At 45.0% G+C, this 20,729-nt stretch carries 13 protein-coding genes, 7 tRNA genes and 3 rRNA genes; 3 read left to right on the top strand and 20 right to left on the bottom strand.

What is annotated here, in order from left to right:
* Positions 1–3: 3 nt before the first annotated feature.
* The 12 genes from rpoB to Vgang_RS00370 form a co-directional block, all read right to left on the bottom strand.
* Positions 4–4,032 (bottom strand): DNA-directed RNA polymerase subunit beta, encoded by a 4,029-nt coding sequence (rpoB, locus tag Vgang_RS00425; protein WP_105903723.1) that lies wholly within the window; start codon positions 4,030–4,032, stop codon positions 4–6.
* A 276-nt stretch (positions 4,033–4,308) separates the two neighbouring features.
* Positions 4,309–4,677 (bottom strand): 50S ribosomal protein L7/L12, encoded by a 369-nt coding sequence (gene rplL, locus Vgang_RS00420; protein WP_105903724.1) that lies wholly within the window; start codon positions 4,675–4,677, stop codon positions 4,309–4,311.
* A gap of 57 nt (positions 4,678–4,734) precedes the next feature.
* Positions 4,735–5,226, bottom strand: coding sequence for a 50S ribosomal protein L10 (gene rplJ, locus Vgang_RS00415; protein WP_105903725.1), 492 nt, complete (start codon positions 5,224–5,226; stop codon positions 4,735–4,737).
* Between the two features lie 285 nt (positions 5,227–5,511).
* The gene (gene rplA / locus Vgang_RS00410) at positions 5,512–6,216 is read right to left on the bottom strand and encodes a 50S ribosomal protein L1 (protein WP_105903726.1); all 705 of its coding nucleotides are present in this window, start codon (positions 6,214–6,216) and stop codon (positions 5,512–5,514) included.
* A 6-nt stretch (positions 6,217–6,222) separates the two neighbouring features.
* Positions 6,223–6,651: a 50S ribosomal protein L11 gene (rplK, locus tag Vgang_RS00405; protein ID WP_105903727.1), complete on the bottom strand. Its 429-nt coding sequence runs from the start codon at positions 6,649–6,651 to the stop codon at positions 6,223–6,225.
* Between the two features lie 144 nt (positions 6,652–6,795).
* Complete coding sequence (gene nusG / locus Vgang_RS00400) at positions 6,796–7,344, bottom strand: transcription termination/antitermination protein NusG (protein ID WP_105903728.1); 549 nt, start codon at positions 7,342–7,344, stop codon at positions 6,796–6,798.
* Positions 7,345–7,355: 11 nt separating this feature from the next.
* Complete coding sequence (secE, locus tag Vgang_RS00395; protein ID WP_105903729.1) at positions 7,356–7,733, bottom strand: preprotein translocase subunit SecE; 378 nt, start codon at positions 7,731–7,733, stop codon at positions 7,356–7,358.
* Positions 7,734–7,985: 252 nt separating this feature from the next.
* Entirely contained in the window at positions 7,986–9,170 is a 1,185-nt protein-coding gene (gene tuf / locus Vgang_RS00390; protein WP_264923430.1) for an elongation factor Tu, read from the bottom strand.
* A gap of 99 nt (positions 9,171–9,269) precedes the next feature.
* Positions 9,270–9,345: transfer RNA gene (locus tag Vgang_RS00385), tRNA-Thr, on the bottom strand.
* A gap of 14 nt (positions 9,346–9,359) precedes the next feature.
* Positions 9,360–9,434, bottom strand: a tRNA-Gly gene (locus Vgang_RS00380).
* Between the two features lie 67 nt (positions 9,435–9,501).
* Positions 9,502–9,586 (bottom strand) — tRNA-Tyr (locus Vgang_RS00375).
* 42 nt (positions 9,587–9,628) lie between these two features.
* Positions 9,629–9,704: transfer RNA gene (locus Vgang_RS00370), tRNA-Thr, on the bottom strand.
* Between the two features lie 207 nt (positions 9,705–9,911).
* On the opposite strand from Vgang_RS00370, the gene coaA reads away from it, so the two are divergent.
* The gene (gene coaA, locus Vgang_RS00365; protein WP_105903768.1) at positions 9,912–10,835 is read left to right on the top strand and encodes a type I pantothenate kinase; all 924 of its coding nucleotides are present in this window, start codon (positions 9,912–9,914) and stop codon (positions 10,833–10,835) included.
* Between the two features lie 12 nt (positions 10,836–10,847).
* Here coaA and birA read toward each other — a convergent pair whose 3' ends face one another.
* Positions 10,848–11,822, bottom strand: coding sequence for a bifunctional biotin--[acetyl-CoA-carboxylase] ligase/biotin operon repressor BirA (gene birA / locus Vgang_RS00360; RefSeq protein WP_105903764.1), 975 nt, complete (start codon positions 11,820–11,822; stop codon positions 10,848–10,850).
* 8 nt (positions 11,823–11,830) lie between these two features.
* Complete coding sequence (gene murB, locus Vgang_RS00355) at positions 11,831–12,877, bottom strand: UDP-N-acetylmuramate dehydrogenase (protein WP_105903765.1); 1,047 nt, start codon at positions 12,875–12,877, stop codon at positions 11,831–11,833.
* Between the two features lie 66 nt (positions 12,878–12,943).
* Here murB and Vgang_RS00350 point away from each other — a divergent pair, with 66 nt between their 5' ends.
* Together Vgang_RS00350 and pssA are read left to right on the top strand one after the other, a co-directional pair.
* Entirely contained in the window at positions 12,944–13,381 is a 438-nt protein-coding gene (locus Vgang_RS00350) for a GNAT family N-acetyltransferase (protein WP_105903766.1), read from the top strand.
* An 85-nt stretch (positions 13,382–13,466) separates the two neighbouring features.
* The gene (gene pssA, locus Vgang_RS00345) at positions 13,467–14,807 is read left to right on the top strand and encodes a CDP-diacylglycerol--serine O-phosphatidyltransferase (RefSeq protein WP_105903767.1); all 1,341 of its coding nucleotides are present in this window, start codon (positions 13,467–13,469) and stop codon (positions 14,805–14,807) included.
* A 156-nt stretch (positions 14,808–14,963) separates the two neighbouring features.
* Here pssA and Vgang_RS00340 read toward each other — a convergent pair.
* The 6 genes from Vgang_RS00340 to Vgang_RS00315 all read right to left on the bottom strand — a co-directional run bounded on the left by Vgang_RS00340 (position 14,964) and on the right by Vgang_RS00315 (position 20,305).
* A tRNA-Asp gene (locus tag Vgang_RS00340) sits at positions 14,964–15,040 on the bottom strand.
* Between the two features lie 31 nt (positions 15,041–15,071).
* A 5S ribosomal RNA gene (gene rrf, locus Vgang_RS00335) occupies positions 15,072–15,187 on the bottom strand.
* A gap of 136 nt (positions 15,188–15,323) precedes the next feature.
* A 23S ribosomal RNA gene (locus tag Vgang_RS00330) occupies positions 15,324–18,211 on the bottom strand.
* A gap of 295 nt (positions 18,212–18,506) precedes the next feature.
* Positions 18,507–18,582, bottom strand: a tRNA-Ala gene (locus Vgang_RS00325).
* Positions 18,583–18,618: 36 nt separating this feature from the next.
* Positions 18,619–18,695: transfer RNA gene (locus Vgang_RS00320), tRNA-Ile, on the bottom strand.
* Between the two features lie 68 nt (positions 18,696–18,763).
* Positions 18,764–20,305: ribosomal RNA gene (locus Vgang_RS00315) — 16S ribosomal RNA — on the bottom strand.
* Together the 16S, 23S and 5S rRNA genes with 3 tRNA genes alongside form the textbook arrangement of a ribosomal RNA operon.
* Positions 20,306–20,729: the final 424 nt, after the last annotated feature.

Raw genomic sequence — 20,729 nt, 5'->3', positions numbered from 1 at the left:
TAGTTACTCTTCGTCTTCTAGCTCGATGTTAATACCTAGTGAGCGGATCTCTTTCAACAATACGTTGAACGATTCTGGCATACCAGGTTCCATGCTGTGATCGCCATCTACGATGTTCTTATACATCTTAGTACGGCCGTTCACGTCATCAGACTTAACAGTTAGCATTTCTTGTAGGGTGTAAGCAGCACCGTATGCTTCAAGTGCCCATACTTCCATCTCACCGAAACGCTGGCCACCGAACTGAGCTTTACCACCAAGTGGTTGCTGAGTTACTAGGCTGTACGAGCCAGTAGAACGTGCGTGCATCTTGTCATCCACTAAGTGGTTCAGTTTCAGCATGTACATGTAACCCACAGTTACAGGACGCTCAAACTTATCACCTGTACGACCATCATATAGGTCTAATTGACCTGATACAGGAAGGTCTGCAAGAGCAAGCAATTCTTTAATTGCTGGTTCGTTTGCACCATCGAATACTGGCGTTGCGATTGGTAGACCGCCACGTAAGTTTCCGATTAGAGTACGTACTTCATCATCAGATAGCTCGGCAATGTTTACTTCCTGGCGTGTATCACCTAAGTCATAAACTTTTTGCAAGAACTCACGGAATTTCGCTAGCTCTTGTTGCTCTTTCACCATCTGGTTGATCTTGTCACCAATGCCTTTAGCAGCAAGACCTAAGTGTACTTCTAAGATCTGACCGATGTTCATACGTGATGGTACACCCAGTGGGTTTAGCACGATATCAACAGGTTGACCTTTTTCATCGTATGGCATGTCTTCAACAGGGTTGATCTTAGAGATTACACCCTTGTTACCGTGACGACCCGCCATCTTATCACCAGGTTGAATGCGACGTTTAACTGCTAGGTAAACCTTAACAATCTTCAGTACGCCCGGTGCAAGATCATCACCTTGAGTGATCTTACGACGTTTAGTTTCGAACTTCTTATCAAAATCAGCTTTTAGCTCATCCCACTGTTCAGCAAGTTGCTCTAGCTGAGATTGAAGTGCGTCATCTTCCAGTGTTTGCTCTAACCACTGCTTACGATCGATAGCGTCTAGTTTCGCTTCAGAGAAGCCACCAGAAATCAACAGTGAACGAACACGAGCTAATAGACCACCTTCAAGAATTTGGAACTCTTCAGTTAAGTCTTTCTTCGCGTCTTTCAACTGCATTTGTTCAATTTCAAGCGCACGCTTGTCTTTTTCTACACCATCGCGAGTAAAGACTTGAACATCAATGATCGTACCTGAGATAGAGTTAGGTACACGTAGAGACGTATCTTTAACATCAGACGCTTTTTCACCGAAGATAGCACGTAGTAGCTTCTCTTCAGGAGTCAGTTGCGTTTCACCTTTAGGGGTTACTTTACCAACTAGGATGTCGCCACCCTTAACTTCAGCACCGATGTAAACGATACCTGACTCGTCTAGTTTAGACAGAGCAGACTCACCTACGTTTGGAATATCTGCTGTAATTTCTTCGCTACCAAGCTTGGTATCACGAGCCACACAAGAAAGCTCTTGGATGTGAATCGTCGTGAAACGGTCTTCTTGAACTACGCGCTCAGATACTAAGATTGAGTCTTCGAAGTTGTAACCATTCCAAGGCATGAATGCGATACGCATGTTTTGGCCAAGCGCAAGTTCACCAAGGTCGGTTGAAGGACCATCAGCAAGAACATCACCACGTGCTACTGGTTCACCCGGTAGTACAGTTGGACGCTGGTTGATACATGTGTTTTGGTTAGAACGTGTGTATTTAGTTAAGTTGTAGATGTCGATACCCGCTTCACCAGGTACTAGCTCATCTTCATTAACCTTAACAACGATACGTGATGCGTCGACAGACTGAATCATACCGCCACGTTTTGCGACAGCCGTTACACCTGAGTCAACCGCTACGTTACGTTCAATACCTGTACCAACTAGAGGCTTATCAGCTTTCAGTGTTGGTACCGCTTGACGTTGCATGTTCGCACCCATCAATGCACGGTTAGCATCATCGTGTTCTAGGAACGGGATAAGCGATGCCGCGATCGATACAACTTGGTTAGTTGCAACGTCCATGTAGTTAACATGGTCACGTGGGTGAAGACCAGATTCACCTTTTTGACGAGCTGTGATCAGTTCATCAGCAAAACGACCTTCTTCAGTCAAGTGTGCGTTCGCCTGAGCGATAACAAACTGACCTTCTTCGATCGCAGATAGGTAATCGACTTCTTCTGTTACCACACCATCAACAACTCGACGGTAAGGGGTTTCAAGGAAGCCATACTCATTACAACGAGCAAACGCTGATAGTGAGTTGATCAAACCGATGTTTGGACCTTCAGGCGTTTCGATCGGACATAGACGACCGTAGTGAGTTACGTGAACGTCACGTACTTCAAAGCCGGCACGCTCACGTGTCAAACCACCAGGACCTAACGCAGAAATACGACGTTTATGCGTCACTTCTGACAACGGGTTGTTCTGATCCATAAATTGGGAAAGCTGTGATGAGCCGAAGAACTCTTTCACTGCTGCCGAAATCGGCTTAGCATTGATAAGGTCTTGAGGCATGATCGCATCTAAATCACCAAGACTTAGACGTTCTTTCACTGCACGTTCAACACGGACTAGACCAACACGGAATTGGTTTTCAGCCATTTCACCAACAGAACGGATACGACGGTTGCCAAGGTGGTCGATATCGTCCACTTCACCAATACCGTTACGGATACCGATCAGTTTCTTCATTACCGCAATGATATCCGTTTCATCAAGGATACCTTGGTCTTGTGCATCTTCACGTTCGATAGAGCTGTTAAACTTCATACGACCAACAGTCGATAGATCGTAACGCTCTTCAGAGAAGAACAAGCTTTGAAATAAAGATTCTGCTGCTTCTTTCGTTGGTGGCTCACCAGGGCGCATCATACGGTAGATTTCTACCAGTGCAGAAATGCGATCCGTAGTGCTGTCAACACGTAGCGTGTCAGACATGAATGGGCCATGGTCTAAATCATTAGTAAACAGAACTTCAAGCTTCTTGTAACCCGCTTGAGAAAGGTTTGCTAACGCTTCTAGTGAAATTTCTTGGTTCGCTGCAACGATAAGTTCGCCAGTTGATTCATCAACATAATCTTTAGACGCAACTTTACCAACGATGTACTCAACCGGTACTTCGATAAACTCAACGCCATCTTTTTCAAGATTACGGATATGACGAGCCGTTACGCGACGGCCTGCTTCCACGTAAACCGTACCATTTGCTTCAATATCAAATGATGCCGTTTCACCACGTAGACGATCAGGTACCAACTCCATAAGTAGAGTTTGGTCTTTCACTTCGAAACGTACTTTTTCAAAGAAGATATCTAGGATTTCTTCAGTGGTCTTGCCAAGTGCACGCAAAATGATTGATGCAGGTAGCTTACGACGACGGTCGATACGTACGTATAAGTTATCCTTAGGATCGAACTCAAAGTCTAACCATGAGCCACGGTAAGGAATCACACGTGCGTTATAAAGTACTTTACCTGAAGAGTGGGTTTTACCCTTATCGCTGTCGAAGAACACGCCTGGGCTTCGGTGCAGCTGGGATACGATAACCCTCTCGGTACCATTGATTACGAAGGTACCATTGTCTGTCATAAGCGGAATTTCGCCCATGTAGACTTCTTGTTCTTTAATGTCTTTTACGGTACCTGCTGGTGCGTCTTTATCAAAAACAACTAGGCGCAGTTTAACGCGTAGCGGCTTCGAATAAGTGACACCACGAATTTGACATTCTTTAACATCAAATACTGGCTCACCAAGACGGTAGCTAACGTATTGCAGCTCAGAGTTGCCGTTGTAGCTCTGGATTGGAAATACAGAACGGAAGGCAGCTTCAAGACCATATTGACCTTCTGGATCCTGTTCAATGAACTTGTCGAATGAATCGAGCTGGATCGATAGCAGATATGGGACGTCCAATACTTGTGGACGCTTACCAAAATCCTTACGGATGCGCTTTTTCTCGGTATAAGAGTAAACCATGGGGTTCCTCAGCTAGCTGATAAGTGACCCAAACTGCCCAAAACACGTTGATATCAACCTATTGATATCACGGGGACAGTGACTAACAACACTGTTTATGTGGTGACACTCTAACTTCATCTGAACGGTGGTCGCACAGCAGAAGTTTTGAATGTTTTTTGCTTGGATATAGATGTCTAAACAGCGGGAAAATTAATCTATACCCTACAGCGCAAAAAGGCCGGTGGTCAATAAACCACCAGCCATTAGCCTTTCGGCTAAGAAATTAAGTATAAATTACTTAACTTCAACAGAAGCACCAGCTTCTTCTAGTTGTGCTTTAAGAGCTTCAGCTTCTTCTTTAGAAACGCCTTCTTTAAGCGGAGCTGGAGCACCGTCAACTAGACCTTTAGCTTCTTTAAGACCTAGGCCAGTTGCGCCACGTACTGCTTTGATTACAGCAACTTTGTTACCGCCAGCAGCAGTTAGGATTACGTCAAATTCAGTTTGCTCTTCAGCAGCATCACCTGCAGCTGCGCCACCAGCAACAACAGCTGCTGCAGCAGAAACGCCGAATTTTTCTTCCATAGCTTCGATAAGCTCAACAACTTGCATTACAGACATTTCTGCAACTGCGTCTAGGATTTGCTCGTTAGTAATAGACATAACAATTCTCTTTTAAGTTAACAATAAGTTTATTTAGCAACCAATAAAATGCAAGGCTTAAGCAGCATCTTGTTTTTGATCGCGAACAGCAGCGATAGTACGTACCAACTTCCCAGCAGAAGCTTCTTTCATGCACATCATTAGTTTTGCAATCGCTTCGTCGTAAGTAGGTAGAGTCGCTAGTACATCAGCGTCAGTTAAAGCGCCTTCAAATGCAGCAGCTTTGATCTCAAATTTTTTGTTCTCTTTAGCGAAGTCTTTGAAAAGACGCGCAGCAGCACCTGGGTGCTCGTTAGAGAAACCGATCAAAGTAGGACCAACGAATACGTCAGTTAGACATTCGTAGTCTGTACCAACTACTGCACGACGTGCTAGTGTGTTACGAACAACTTTCAAGTAAACGCCAGCTTCACGAGCTTGTTTACGTAGAGAAGTCATCGCGCCAACAGCAACGCCACGAGAGTCAGCAACAACTGCAGAAAGTGCACCACTGGCTGCTTCGTTAACTTCAGCAACAATTGCTTGTTTGTCTTGAAGGTTTAAAGCCATTTGGATTTACTCCTGGTTGTAGTTACACCACTCATTAAAATAACAAGTGTTCTTTCGGTGCATTCCCAAATGAATATTTCTAACGAAATACGACCATCAGTTCGGGCACCATCTACGTAGGTATTATTAAGTTAAGCCAATATAAATATCAGTTAACGCCTACGGTCTTGGATGGAAGCATCATTTGCTCTGTCTATTTCTACGAAAGAATTCGACAAAATAAGCAACACTCCAACCATAATTAGGCGCAAAATTATACACAAATTTCGCGCCTAAGCAAATTAATTAAGAAACTTGAGTGTTCAAGCTCGCTTGATCAACAGCAACACCAGCACCCATAGTAGTAGAGATGCTTACTTTCTTCAGGAAAGTACCTTTCGCTGAAGATGGTTTAGCTTTCTTAAGTGCTACTAGAAGAGCTTCTAAGTTCTCTTGTAGTTGGTTAGCTTCGAAAGATGCTTTACCGATAGTAGTGTGGATGATGCCGTTTTTGTCGTTACGGTAACGAACCTGACCAGCTTTAGCGTTTTTAACTGCTTCAGCAACGTTAGGCGTTACAGTACCAACTTTAGGGTTTGGCATTAGACCGCGTGGACCTAAGATAGTACCTAATTGACCAACTACGCGCATTGCATCAGGAGAAGCAACAACTACGTCGAAGTTCATTTCACCTTTCTTCACTTGCTCAGCAAGATCTTCCATACCAACGATATCTGCGCCAGCTTCTTTAGCTGCTTCAGCGTTTGCACCTTGTGCGAATACTGCTACGCGGATTTCACGGCCAGTACCATGTGGAAGTACAGTTGCGCCACGAACGTTTTGGTCAGATTTACGAGCATCGATGCCTAGGTTTACAGCAACGTCTACGCTTTCTACGAATTTAGCTGTTGCTAATTCTTTAAGAAGAGCGATAGCTTCGTTGATTTCGTATTCTTTAGTCACATCCACTTTTTCGCGGATTGTTTTCATACGCTTAGTAAGTTTTGCCATGATCTATTATCCCTCTACCACTAGGCCCATTGAACGAGCAGTACCCGCGATAGAACGCTTCATCGCTTCGATGTCTGCGCCAGTCATGTCTGCAGCTTTAGTTTCAGCAATCTCTTGTAGCTGAGCGTCAGTAACAGTACCAACTTTCTCAGTGTTTGGACGGCCAGAACCAGACTTGATACCAACCGCTTTCTTAAGAAGAACTGCAGCAGGTGGAGTCTTAGTTACAAACGTGAAAGAACGGTCGTTGTATACAGAGATAACAACTGGGATTGGAAGACCTTTCTCAATAGATTCTGTTTTTGCGTTGAACGCTTTACAGAATTCCATGATGTTTACACCGTGTTGACCTAGTGCAGGACCAACCGGTGGACTTGGGTTTGCCATACCAGCTGCAACTTGCAGTTTGATATAAGCTTCTACTTTCTTAGCCATTTTAATTCCTAAATGTTGGGTACAAACGCTAGTTTCTATTCACCAGCTCCCCGTTGTTTTACATGAATACCTGTAAAAAGGCGCGAAATTATAGGAAAACTTCACGCCAAAAACAAGTCTTTTGATGCTTTATTAAGCAAATTCTTAGTTCGATTTTTCAACCTGACTGAATTCAAGCTCAACCGGAGTCGCACGACCAAAGATCGATACCGACACTTTTAAGCGGCTTTTTTCGTAGTCAACTTGTTCAACCGTACCATTGAAGTCAGCAAATGGGCCTTCGGTAACACGAACCACTTCACCTGCTTCAAATAATGTTTTCGGTCTTGGAGCTTCACTCGCTTGCTCTAAACGATTCAAGATAGCATCGGCTTCTTTATCTGTAATCGGAGCAGGACGGTCAGAGGTGCCACCAATAAAGCCCATAACACGCGGAATGCTGCGTACTAAGTGCCATGACTCGTCATTCATAACCATCTGAACTAATACATAGCCAGGGAAGAATTTACGCTCACTCTTACGGCGTTGACCAGCGCGCATTTCAACAACTTCTTCAGTCGGAACTAATACGTCACCGAAAAACTCTTCCATAGCGTGCATTTTGATGTGTTCACGAAGAGATTGTGCAACACGGCCTTCAAAGCCAGAAAAGGCTTGAACGACATACCAGCGTTTTTTTGGTGCTTCACTCATGTTTAAACCCCTTACACTCCAGTTGCTAGAGCAATGAGACGGACCATGATGCCGTCAATACCCCAAAGCAATAGAGCCATTACAATACTTACAGCTAATACGATAAAGGTAGTTTGCATTGTTTCTTGGCGTGTTGGCCAAACCACTTTACGAACTTCCAATTTTGCTTCTCGAGCAAAGACTATCGCAGCTTTACCTTTCGTTGTTAATGCAGCTACACCAAGCGCAGCACCAATTAAAATAACAACGGCTGCTGCACGAATAGCAACAGACATTTCACCATACAGGTAATTACCCACAACGGCAGCAGCTAACAATGCAAAAGTGATAAACCACTTAAAAGCATCGGCCGCTTTTGAGCTCTCGTGAGTTTCAGCTTTGGCTTTCATAAACAAACCTGTGATAAGTTTTACTAAAAACGACAATAACCCCGCATAGGCAGGGCTAACTCATTAGTTTAGGGCAAGCCATCAACTAAATAAATTAGATCAAAATCTAATACAATTCTTCGCTGATTCAATTACAAAACCGCCAAATTACGGCTACATTTTGTTCAGCGTAGAAAAAGGGCATCAAATGATGCCCTTTTTAGTAGCTGTTAGTCAAATACAATTCGTATTTAAACTATAAAGTCTAGATGATTAAGCGATAACTTTCGCTACAACACCAGCACCAACTGTACGGCCACCTTCACGGATAGCGAAACGTAGACCTTCGTCCATCGCGATTGGTGCGATTAGAGTAACAGTCATTTGTACGTTATCACCAGGCATTACCATTTCAACACCTTCTGGTAGTTGAATGTCGCCAGTTACGTCAGTTGTACGGAAGTAGAACTGTGGACGGTAACCTTTGAAGAATGGAGTGTGGCGACCACCTTCGTCTTTAGAAAGTACGTATACTTCTGATTCGAAAGTTGTGTGTGGGTTGATTGACTTAGGAGCTGCTAGTACTTGACCACGCTCTACGTCATCACGCTTAGTACCACGTAGAAGTGCACCAACGTTCTCACCCGCACGACCTTCGTCTAGAAGCTTACGGAACATTTCAACACCAGTACATGTCGTTACTGTAGTGTCTTTGATACCAACGATTTCTACTTCGTCACCTACGCGTAGGATACCACGCTCGATACGACCAGTTACAACCGTACCACGACCTTGGATTGAGAACACGTCTTCAATTGGTAGTAGGAATGGTTGGTCTACTGCACGCTCTGGCTCTGGGATGTAGTTGTCTAGCGCTTCTGCTAGTTCAACGATTTTCGCTTCCCATTGCTCTTCACCGTTTAGGGCACCTAGAGCTGAACCTTGGATTACTGGTAGATCATCACCTGGGAAGTCGTACTCAGAAAGAAGTTCACGAACTTCCATTTCAACTAGTTCTAGAAGCTCTTCATCATCAACCATGTCACATTTGTTCATGAATACGATGATGTAAGGGATACCAACTTGGCGACCAAGTAGGATGTGCTCACGAGTTTGAGGCATTGGACCGTCAGTTGCCGCAACAACTAGGATACCACCGTCCATTTGCGCAGCACCAGTGATCATGTTTTTAACATAATCGGCGTGTCCTGGGCAGTCTACGTGTGCGTAGTGACGAGATGGAGTATCGTACTCTACGTGAGAAGTAGCGATTGTGATACCGCGCTCACGCTCTTCTGGAGCGTTATCGATTGATGCGAAGTCACGAGCTGCACCGCCGTACACTTTAGCAAGTGTAGTACAGATAGCTGCAGTAAGAGTTGTTTTACCGTGGTCAACGTGGCCGATAGTACCAACGTTTACGTGCGGTTTCGTACGTTCAAATTTTTCTTTAGACATGGATAGTCCCTCTAGGTACGGATTTAGGTGGCTTTGATGACCACGCAACCAAAAAAATGGTAATTAAGTATATATCAAAAGGAAAATATTGCTTAGAGCTGGTGCTGATAGGCGGATTTGAACCGCCGACCTCACCCTTACCAAGGGTGCGCTCTACCAACTGAGCTATATCAGCAACACAAGTACGGCTGGAGCGGGCAGCGGGAATCGAACCCGCATCATCAGCTTGGAAGGCTGAGGTAATAGCCATTATACGATGCCCGCACACGTGTAACTCTGAGCGCTATTTTCGCAATTTTTTGCATTCATCGCGTTACGATCAATGCCAATATGGTGGAGGGGGACGGATTCGAACCATCGAAGGCGGAGCCGGCAGATTTACAGTCTGCTCCCTTTGGCCACTCGGGAACCCCTCCAAATTTTGTGTTGCTTACACTTTCCTCATCAAAATAGAAAAGTGGTGCCGACTACCGGAATCGAACTGGTGACCTACTGATTACAAGTCAGTTGCTCTACCTACTGAGCTAAGTCGGCGCAAGTGGTGCGAATTCTATTGAATGTTCGAAAAGCTTGCAAGAGTAAAATGCAAAAAAGCACTATTTTCCCTAATGGAATAGGAATTTGTGCATAAATGCAGCAAAAACTCTACAGTTTATTAGGAAAGTCGACTTATGGTTGTTTGAAAAGCGCGGCGCTTGGTGTATCTTCGCTCATCCTTTTTGGTTATTTTTGAGTCTTTTTATGAACCCTTACCTTTCATACGACAGAAGTCAGTGGTCAGAATTACGAAATTCTGTTCCGATGACCCTTACACCTGAAGATCTGAAAGAGTTACAAGGGATCAATGAAAATCTCTCCATGGACGAAGTCACTCAAATCTACTTACCATTATCCCGATTACTCAATCTCTACGTAGAAGCAAGACAAAGTCGCAATCAAGTATTGCATCAGTTTTTTAATAAGCAGGAAAAATCTCCACCGTTTATTATTGGTATCGCCGGTAGTGTTGCGGTAGGAAAAAGTACCACAGCTCGCCTCCTCACTGCCTTGTTGTCACGCTGGGAGAACCACCCGAAGGTTGAGCTCATCACCACTGATGGCTTTTTACATCCTAACAAAACACTATTAAATCAGAACTTAATGACCAAAAAGGGGTTTCCGGAGTCGTACGACACTAAAGCCTTAGTCGATTTTTTAACGGATGTGAAAGACTGTAAACGCCATATTCATGTACCGGTTTATTCACATATTACCTATGACATTACCGATGAAGAAAAAATTGTCGATCAGCCTGACGTTCTGATTATTGAAGGTCTGAATGTCCTACAAGGTGGAAATGATTACCCCAACAATCCATTTAAAGTCTTTATTTCCGACTTTTTAGATTTTTCAATCTACGTTGATGCAGATACGACTCAAATTGAAGAATGGTATATTTCACGCTTTATGAAATTACGTAAAGGGGCGTTTACTAAACCTGGCTCTTATTTCAGTCATTACACTCAACTGACAGAACAAGAATCGATTGAAAAGGCAAAAAGCATCTGGCGTACCATTAATGGTATAAACTTGCAGCAGAATATTCTACCAACCCGTGATCGAGCGCAATTGATTTTGCGTAAAGGACAGGATCATCAAGTAGAAGAAGTGCTACTGAGAAAATAGCACCGTCTTTCGTTATGCCTTTCGCAGTGAAATCTCGCCCCCGACATAGGTTTCTATACCTTGATCAGTCTGCAATAAAATTCCGCCTTGGGCATTAATACCTTTGCCGATTCCATAAATTTCTTTATTACCCATAAGAAGTTTAATCGGCTTATCTTTGAAATTATCTAACGCGTTCCAACGCTCGACAAAGCTGGCCATACCTTGCTCTTCATATTGATCTAACACCTGCTTCCAAGCTTGAATCAAAGCAATCACTATCTGGTTACGCGTTGGCATTTCAGCGTCAAAAACTTGGCTTAAATTCGCCCAAGGCTGGTCAATGCTATTGTCGCCCACTCTCATATCAATATTCAGGCCCATGCCGATCACGAGATGTGCTTCACCACCGGTTTGACCGGACATTTCAACTAAGATGCCGGCCAATTTTTTATCTTGATAATATAAGTCATTTGGCCATTTAAGTTTAAGATCACGAGCGCCTAACGACTCAAGGGCATCCACAATCGCCACACCGATCGCCAAGCTTAACCCCATCGCAGCCGCAACCCCTGCTTCAAGCTTCCAATACATTGAAAAATAGAGATTTGAACCATAAGGAGATTGCCATTTTCGGCCGCGGCGACCTCGTCCTTGCGACTGATATTCAGCAATACACACGCAACCACTCTCACGTTGATGAAAGGTCTCCAGTAAATATTGATTAGTTGAATCAATCACTGGAATCAGCTCAACAGGGACAGTTGCCGATGCTTGAATGACTTTCTGATCCAATAAGTCCATTGGCCGTGCGAGTTGATAACCTTTTCCTTGTACACGCGCAATATCAATGCCCCACTCTTGAATACCTTTGACATGCTTACTGATGGCAGCCCGAGAAATACCTAGTGACTCACCGAGGTCTTCACCGGAATGAAACTCACCATCGGATAAAAATTTGATAATTTGCAGCTTCACGGTGTGCTGTTTGTATTTATTATCCTGCATGCCCAATCCTAAACACTTTGTGCAAAAATCGTTTCTAAACGCGTTTCTTTATTCTCATCAAAAAAACGCACTTCATGTTCTAACTCTACGCCGTATTTATCTAATACGGCTAACTTAATAAACCATGCCAAATCTAGGACATCTTTTGCTGTGGCATCACCGGTATTCACAATGACCAATGCTTGTTGTGGATGAACTTGAGCGCCACCAATTTGATGCCCTTTCAACCCACAGCGATCTATCAACCAACCTGCCGCTATTTTCACTCCTTCATCCACTTCATAGCCACTTAAATCTGGGTATAGCGCTTGTAGCTTATCGTAACTTTGTTGGCTAATAACCGGGTTCTTAAAAAAACTGCCGGCATTACCGGTCACAGCCGGATCGGGTAGCTTAGTACCACGAATATCACAAACTAAATCAAACACTTCTTTTGGCGTCGTTAGCAGTTCCTTTTCAGCTTTAAGCGGGCCATAAGTTAATGTTGGCACCCAAGTTTCTGGCAAATTCAGCCCCACCTCGGTTATCACCACTTTTCCGAGAAGTTCGTGTTTAAAAATGGAATCTCGATAACCAAATTGACACTCTTGCGCAGTCAAGCGAGTGATTTTAAAAGAGAGTAAATCCAGATATTCTACATACTCACAAACATCTTTAAATTCAACGCCATAAGCACCAATATTTTGAATAGGTGCACTACCTGCACAACCTGGAATCATGGCTAAATTTTCTATCCCTGACATGCCTTGCTCAAGTGTCCATTCCACCAAACTAGGCCAATCTTCTCCGCCAGCGACAGACAATAGAATATAATCATCTTGGGTCGTAATCGTTTTTCCAAGCAACTGATTAATAATAACCACACCATGAAAAGGCTCTGTAAAAAGAACGTTGCTGCCTTTCCCCAAAATCAGTTTAGGTAATTCATCCCATTCTGGGTTGGTATAGGCTGCAATTAAATCATCAACCGTGTTGGCTTCGACTAACACATCACAAGGCACGTCAATGCCAAAAGTATGGTAAGGCTTAAGATTTACGTTGTTATTTACATTCATAGATTTGATTACCTAAACTTGTGTCGTACTATTCTACCTTATACACCTAATAAACACAGTCTCTGTATGATTGAAGTTAACTTTCAGCAACTTGATAGCATTAAGCTGCCACTCTTAAAGCCGATTTATAAACAGTACTATCCATCAGCGAAAGCTAAAAAATCGGAAACCATTATCGTCGGGTACGATGAGAACCAAATTGTTAGTGTTGTTCGCTTTCGTCCGATTGAGAACTTTTCTTTACTGACAGGAATGTTGGTTATTCCTGACTACCGCTCACAAGGCATAGCCAATCAGATGTTGCACTTTTGCCAAACCGAATACTTAAATCAGGCAACGTATTGCTTTGCTTATGAGCATCTTGAAAAGCTATATCAAGCTGCCGGTTTTCAAACGCTACCATTAGAAAACCTTCCCCCAACTCTCAAACAATTGTTCTTACGTTACACTGCCAATGGTAAAAAACTGTTACCCATGCAATATAAAGCAACAGTTCTGACATAACTTAGGCGTGATTTATAGGAATCTTTTGCGGTAGTTTGATAAAATACCTTCCTTAGACATAAGCAGCATGTAAGGTTTAATAAATATGATAGCTAGTAAGAACTTACTCGAACAGCTACCAACCATAGCGCAAGATCCTAAAAAATTTGAAGTGCTCTTTTCTGCACAACAATTTCGCGATCGGCTTTTGTCTGAAATAAAGAATGCAACCAAGAGAATCTATCTCGTCGCACTTTATCTAGAAAATGATGAAGCAGGGCGCTTGGTCTTAACTGAATTATACGAAGCGAAACAAAGAAATCCGCAGCTTGACGTAACCGTTTGTGTCGATTGGCATCGAGCTCAACGTGGTTTAATTGGCGCGCAAGAGAGTGAAGGCAATGCCGCGCTATATAAAGAGTTTGCTCAGAAATACCAACACCCCATTTCCATTTTGGGCGTACCTGTCCGAGGTAAAGAAGTGTTTGGCGTACTGCATCTCAAAGGTTTTATCATTGATGATACCGTCATATACAGTGGCGCTAGCTTAAACAATATCTACTTGCATCATAATGATAAGTACCGCTTTGATCGCTATCACGTGATGACCAACACTGATCTCGCGAATAGCATGGTGACTTATATCCAAAAACATATCAGTAATCATGAAGCGGTTAACTGCTTATCACAACCTGAACGGCCTAGCACTAAATCACTCAAAGCAGCGATTAAACAATTCCGTATACTTCTGACGCAATCCAACTATGAGTTTACCCCGCAACATGTCGATGAAGGATTTATTGGTATCACACCTTTAGTTGGAGTAGGTAAGCGACGTAATAAACTCAATTTACACATCAATAATTTGATTGCTTGCGCTGAAAAAGAAATTACGATTTTAACGCCTTATTTCAACTTTCCCAAAAGCATTGCCAAGGAAGTGAAACGGGCCATTAAACGTGGCGTGAAAGTGAATATCGTCGTGGGTGATAAAACCGCAAATGACTTTTATATTCCGCCAGAAGAAGAGTTTAAAACCATTGCTGGTTTACCTTACCTTTATGAGATCAATCTTCGTCACTTTGCACGTATCAATGAAGCGCATATAGCAAGTCGCCAACTTTCTATTTACCTCTGGAAGCACAATAACAACAGTTTCCATCTCAAAGGTATGTGGGTAGATAAGGAGTACATGCTCTTAACTGGTAATAACTTGAACCCAAGGGCCTGGAAGTTAGACTTAGAAAATGGCCTTCTGATTAAAGATCCTGGCCATCAATTAGTAGAGGCTTTTGAGAGTGAACTTGAATCCATTTTACAGCACACAACTCTCATAGGAAGCTATAAGCAACTAGAAACTATCGAAACGTACCCCGAGGATGTGCAAAAGCTGATCAGAAAAATCAAGCGAGTTAAAGCCGATAGAATTCTCAAACAAATTCTATAAGCCGTTCCCTCACTTTAAGCCTAACTATTTGTTAGGCTTTTTCATATCAAGATAGCAAGTCCCCAACGCCTACACATAGCGACCATCTGAATAAGAGCGATTATTATAGACACAAAAAAGCCTGACTCTTTCGAATCAGGCTTTCTCATTAATAAGTGGCGGAGCGGACGGGACTCGAACCCGCGACCCCCGGCGTGACAGGCCGGTATTCTAACCAACTGAACTACCGCTCCGCAGCGTCTATTCAGCTTAGTGCTATTCAAAGCCTGGCGATGTCCTACTCTCACATGGGGAAACCCCACACTACCATCGGCGCTACTTCGTTTCACTTCTGAGTTCGGCATGGAATCAGGTGGGTCCAAAGCGCTATGGTCGCCAAGCAAATTCTTTTGTTAATCGCCGATAGGCGCTTAACTTAATTCGGAAAGCTGTTTGCTATCTCTAGCTAAAGTCTCATCACTCATTCAAGTGCTTATCTGTATTCTTTTGAGTCCATCAAAACCCTTTAGGTGTTGTATGGTTAAGCCTCACGGGCAATTAGTATTGGTTAGCTCAACGCCTCGCAGCGCTTACACACCCAACCTATCAACGTCGTAGTCTCCGACAACCCTTTAGGACGCTTAAAGCGCCAGGGAAGACTCATCTCAGGGCTCGCTTCGTGCTTAGATGCTTTCAGCACTTATCGATTCCGAACTTAGCTACCGGGCAATGCCATTGGCATGACAACCCGAACACCAGAGGTTCGTCCACTCCGGTCCTCTCGTACTAGGAGCAGCCCCCTTCAATCTTCCAACGCCCACGGCAGATAGGGACCGAACTGTCTCACGACGTTCTAAACCCAGCTCGCGTACCACTTTAAATGGCGAACAGCCATACCCTTGGGACCGACTTCAGCCCCAGGATGTGATGAGCCGACATCGAGGTGCCAAACACCGCCGTCGATATGAACTCTTGGGCGGTATCAGCCTGTTATCCCCGGAGTACCTTTTATCCGTTGAGCGATGGCCCTTCCATTCAGAACCACCGGATCACTATGACCTGCTTTCGCACCTGCTCGAATTGTCATTCTCGCAGTCAAGCGGGCTTATGCCATTGCACTAACCACACGATGTCCAACCGTGTTTAGCCCACCTTCGTGCTCCTCCGTTACTCTTTGGGAGGAGACCGCCCCAGTCAAACTACCCACCAGGCACTGTCCTCACCCCGGATAACGGGGCTAAGTTAGAACATCAACACTACAAGGGTGGTATTTCAAGGACGACTCCACAACCACTGGCGTGATTGCTTCAAAGTCTCCCACCTATCCTACACATGTAGGGTCAATGTTCAGTGCCAAGCTGTAGTAAAGGTTCACGGGGTCTTTCCGTCTAGCCGCGGGTACACTGCATCTTCACAGCGATTTCAATTTCACTGAGTCTCGGGTGGAGACAGCGTGGCCATCATTACGCCATTCGTGCAGGTCGGAACTTACCCGACAAGGAATTTCGCTACCTTAGGACCGTTATAGTTACGGCCGCCGTTTACCGGGGCTTCGATCAAGAGCTTCTCCGAAGATAACCCCATCAATTAACCTTCCGGCACCGGGCAGGCGTCACACCGTATACGTCATCTTACGATTTTGCACAGTGCTGTGTTTTTAATAAACAGTTGCAGCCACCTGGTATCTGCGACTCCCGGCAGCTTAGAGAGCAAGTCTCATCACCGCTAGGAGCGTACCTTCTCCCGAAGTTACGGTACCATTTTGCCTAGTTCCTTCACCCGAGTTCTCTCAAGCGCCTTGGTATTCTCTACCCGACCACCTGTGTCGGTTTGGGGTACGATTCCTTACAAACTGAAGCTTAGAGGCTTTTCCTGGAAGCATGGCATCAATGACTTCACGCCCTTGGGCGCTCGACGTCGTGTCTCGGCCTTAAGATTTCCCGGATTTACCTAAGAAATCAGCCTACGCACTTGAACCTGGACAACCATCGCCAGGCCCACCTAGCCTTCTCCGTCCCCCCATCGCATTTGTAAGAAGTACGGGAATATTAACCCGTTTCCCATCGACTACGCCTTTCGGCCTCGCCTTAGGGGTCGACTTACCCTGCCCCGATTAACGTTGGACAGGAACCCTTGGTCTTCCGGCGAGGGAGTTTTTCACTCCCTTTATCGTTACTCATGTCAGCATTCGCACTTCTGATACCTCCAGCAAACTTCTCAGTTCACCTTCAACGGCTTACAGAACGCTCCCCTACCCAGCATACTAAAGTATGCTGCCGCAGCTTCGGTGTATAGCTTAGCCCCGTTACATCTTCCGCGCAGGCCGACTCGACCAGTGAGCTATTACGCTTTCTTTAAATGATGGCTGCTTCTAAGCCAACATCCTGGCTGTCTGAGCCTTCCCACATCGTTTCCCACTTAGCTATACTTTGGGACCTTAGCTGGCGGTCTGGGTTGTTTCCCTCTCCACGACGGACGTTAGCACCCGCCGTGTGTCTCCCGGATAGTACTTACTGGTATTCGGAGTTTGCAAAGGGTTGGTAAGTCGGGATGACCCCCTAGCCTTAACAGTGCTCTACCCCCAGTAGTATTCGTCCGAGGCGCTACCTAAATAGCTTTCGGGGAGAACCAGCTATCTCCAGGTTTGATTGGCCTTTCACCCCTAGCCACAAGTCATCCGCTAATTTTTCAACATTAGTCGGTTCGGTCCTCCAGTTGATGTTACTCAACCTTCAACCTGCCCATGGCTAGATCACCTGGTTTCGGGTCTATACCTAGCAACTCGACGCCCAGTTAAGACTCGGTTTCCCTACGGCTCCCCTATACGGTTAACCTTGCTACTAAATATAAGTCGCTGACCCATTATACAAAAGGTACGCAGTCACACCACGAAGGTGCTCCTACTGCTTGTACGTACACGGTTTCAGGTTCTATTTCACTCCCCTCACAGGGGTTCTTTTCGCCTTTCCCTCACGGTACTGGTTCACTATCGGTCAGTCAGGAGTATTTAGCCTTGGAGGATGGTCCCCCCATGTTCAGACAGGATATCACGTGTCCCGCCTTACTCGATTTCACTTAGTATACGTTGTCGGTTACGGGGCTATCACCCTGTATCGCGGCACTTTCCAGAGCCTTCACCTGACGCATATAAAGCTTAAGGGCTAATCCAATTTCGCTCGCCGCTACTTTCGGAATCTCGGTTGATTTCTCTTCCTTCGGGTACTTAGATGTTTCAGTTCCCCGAGTTCGCCTCTTAACACTATGTATTCATGTTAAGATACATGCTTATGCATGTGGGTTTCCCCATTCGGAAATCGTAGACTCAAGTGGCTGTTACTGCCTAATCTACGCTTATCGCAAGTTACTACGTCCTTCATCGCCTCTGACTGCCTAGGCATCCACCGTGTACGCTTATTCACTTAACCATACAACCCAAAAGGGTCTTATGTATGTTCAACTAAATAAGGTTTTAGTTTTTGATGATTAAGAGGGTTAGTCTTAGTCATCGTTGCCGGACTCAATAGAACAAACAATGAATTGTTTGTTTGAATACAAGACACTTGAATGTGTGTTGTGTGTTTATCTTAGAGATAAACATTGAGAACTTTTATTTGATAAAACATAAAATGTTTTATCAGTCAGCTTTCCAAATTGTTAAAGAGCAAGTTAAGTCTTTCGAATTAACCATTTTTAAATATTTTCAGTGAAAACACTTAAAGATGGTGGAGCTATGCGGGATCGAACCGCAGACCTCCTGCGTGCAAGGCAGGCGCTCTCCCAGCTGAGCTATAACCCCATCGAAATTCATGTCAGCCAATCTTTTAGGAAAGATTGGTGGGTCTGAGTGGACTTGAACCACCGACCTCCCGCTTATCAGGCGAGCGCTCTAACCAGCTGAGCTACAGACCCAACATGAAACTCTTACTTTCTAAACCTAATCAATCTGTGTGAACACTCATCAATGCACAATCTTTACGTAAGGAGGTGATCCAGCCCCAGGTTCCCCTAGGGCTACCTTGTTACGACTTCACCCCAGTCATGAACCACAAAGTGGTAAGCGTCCTCCCGAAGGTTAAACTACCTACTTCTTTTGCAGCCCACTCCCATGGTGTGACGGGCGGTGTGTACAAGGCCCGGGAACGTATTCACCGTAGCATTCTGATCTACGATTACTAGCGATTCCGACTTCATGGAGTCGAGTTGCAGACTCCAATCCGGACTACGACGCACTTTTTGGGATTCGCTTACTCTCGCAAGTTCGCTGCCCTCTGTATGCGCCATTGTAGCACGTGTGTAGCCCTACTCGTAAGGGCCATGATGACTTGACGTCGTCCCCACCTTCCTCCGGTTTATCACCGGCAGTCTCCCTGGAGTTCCCACCCGAAGTGCTGGCAAACAAGGATAAGGGTTGCGCTCGTTGCGGGACTTAACCCAACATTTCACAACACGAGCTGACGACAGCCATGCAGCACCTGTCTCAGAGTTCCCGAAGGCACACCTGTATCTCTACTGGCTTCTCTGGATGTCAAGAGTAGGTAAGGTTCTTCGCGTTGCATCGAATTAAACCACATGCTCCACCGCTTGTGCGGGCCCCCGTCAATTCATTTGAGTTTTAATCTTGCGACCGTACTCCCCAGGCGGTCTACTTAACGCGTTAGCTCCGAAAGCCACGGCTCAAGGCCACAACCTCCAAGTAGACATCGTTTACGGCGTGGACTACCAGGGTATCTAATCCTGTTTGCTCCCCACGCTTTCGCATCTGAGTGTCAGTATCTGTCCAGGGGGCCGCCTTCGCCACTGGTATTCCTTCAGATCTCTACGCATTTCACCGCTACACCTGAAATTCTACCCCCCTCTACAGTACTCTAGTTTGCCAGTTTCAAATGACCTTCCGAGGTTGAGCCCCGGGCTTTCACATCTGACTTAACAAACCACCTGCATGCGCTTTACGCCCAGTAATTCCGATTAACGCTCGCACCCTCCGTATTACCGCGGCTGCTGGCACGGAGTTAGCCGGTGCTTCTTCTGTTGCTAACGTCAAACGATAAGAGTATTAATCTTACCGCCTTCCTCACAACTGAAAGTACTTTACAACCCGAAGGCCTTCTTCATACACGCGGCATGGCTGCATCAGGCTTTCGCCCATTGTGCAATATTCCCCACTGCTGCCTCCCGTAGGAGTCTGGGCCGTGTCTCAGTCCCAGTGTGGCTGATCATCCTCTCAGACCAGCTAGGGATCGTCGCCTTGGTGAGCCCTTACCTCACCAACTAGCTAATCCCACATAGGCGTATCCAATAGCGCAAGGCCCGAAGGTCCCCTGCTTTGCTCCGAAGAGGTCATGCGGTATTAGCCATCGTTTCCAATGGTTATCCCCCTCTACTGGGCAACTTCCTATGCATTACTCACCCGTCCGCCGCTCGTCAGCGAGAAAGCAAGCTTTCTCCTGTTACCGCTCGACTTGCATGTGTTAGGCCTGCCGCCAGCGTTCAATCTGAGCCATGATCAAACTCTTCAATTAAAGTTTTGTTGAAGCTAAAAGCTTCGGCTCAATGAATTCTGATATTTAGCATTACTAAGTAATGTTGAATTGACTGTGCTCGATACCGAAGTATCAAATTGGTCACTCAGTTCATTGATAAATCTTTTTTGATTATCATCAACGAGTGCCCACACAGATTGATAGGTTTAAATTGTTAAAGAGCGTTGTTCTTATTGAGATTGCTTAGCGCATCTCGCTGAACAGGGCGGCCATTCTAGCTCAATAAACCATGGTGTCAAACACTTTTTTGATTTATTTTCTAAAGTCTTTTTTAAAGAGACTTTTGACCTCTGAACCGTGCTGCAGTCTGGCTGCGTGCTCCGTGTCAGTGAGGGCGCATTATAGGGAGTTCTTTTCCCTTGGCAAGGCTTTTTTATAAAATAATTTTCAAGTGCTGTTTTTT

Source organism: Vibrio gangliei, assembly GCF_026001925.1.
In the GTDB taxonomy this organism is placed as follows: domain Bacteria; phylum Pseudomonadota; class Gammaproteobacteria; order Enterobacterales; family Vibrionaceae; genus Vibrio; species Vibrio gangliei.
Note: the sequence above shows the minus strand (reverse complement) of the source record. Positions and strands in the feature narration are given on the sequence as shown.

Coding starts and splice junctions, on each gene's coding strand:
- pssA (WP_105903767.1), top strand. CDS start 13,467: ATGATAGCTAGTAAGAACTTACTCGAACAGCTACCAACCATAGCGCAA.
- rplL (WP_105903724.1), bottom strand. CDS start 4,677: ATGTCTATTACTAACGAGCAAATCCTAGACGCAGTTGCAGAAATGTCT.
- coaA (WP_105903768.1), top strand. CDS start 9,912: ATGAACCCTTACCTTTCATACGACAGAAGTCAGTGGTCAGAATTACGA.
- Vgang_RS00350 (WP_105903766.1), top strand. CDS start 12,944: ATGATTGAAGTTAACTTTCAGCAACTTGATAGCATTAAGCTGCCACTC.
- tuf (WP_264923430.1), bottom strand. CDS start 9,170: ATGTCTAAAGAAAAATTTGAACGTACGAAACCGCACGTAAACGTTGGT.
- rplA (WP_105903726.1), bottom strand. CDS start 6,216: ATGGCAAAACTTACTAAGCGTATGAAAACAATCCGCGAAAAAGTGGAT.
- murB (WP_105903765.1), bottom strand. CDS start 12,877: ATGAATGTAAATAACAACGTAAATCTTAAGCCTTACCATACTTTTGGC.
- secE (WP_105903729.1), bottom strand. CDS start 7,733: ATGAAAGCCAAAGCTGAAACTCACGAGAGCTCAAAAGCGGCCGATGCT.
- nusG (WP_105903728.1), bottom strand. CDS start 7,344: ATGAGTGAAGCACCAAAAAAACGCTGGTATGTCGTTCAAGCCTTTTCT.
- birA (WP_105903764.1), bottom strand. CDS start 11,822: ATGCAGGATAATAAATACAAACAGCACACCGTGAAGCTGCAAATTATC.
- rplK (WP_105903727.1), bottom strand. CDS start 6,651: ATGGCTAAGAAAGTAGAAGCTTATATCAAACTGCAAGTTGCAGCTGGT.
- rpoB (WP_105903723.1), bottom strand. CDS start 4,032: ATGGTTTACTCTTATACCGAGAAAAAGCGCATCCGTAAGGATTTTGGT.
- rplJ (WP_105903725.1), bottom strand. CDS start 5,226: ATGGCTTTAAACCTTCAAGACAAACAAGCAATTGTTGCTGAAGTTAAC.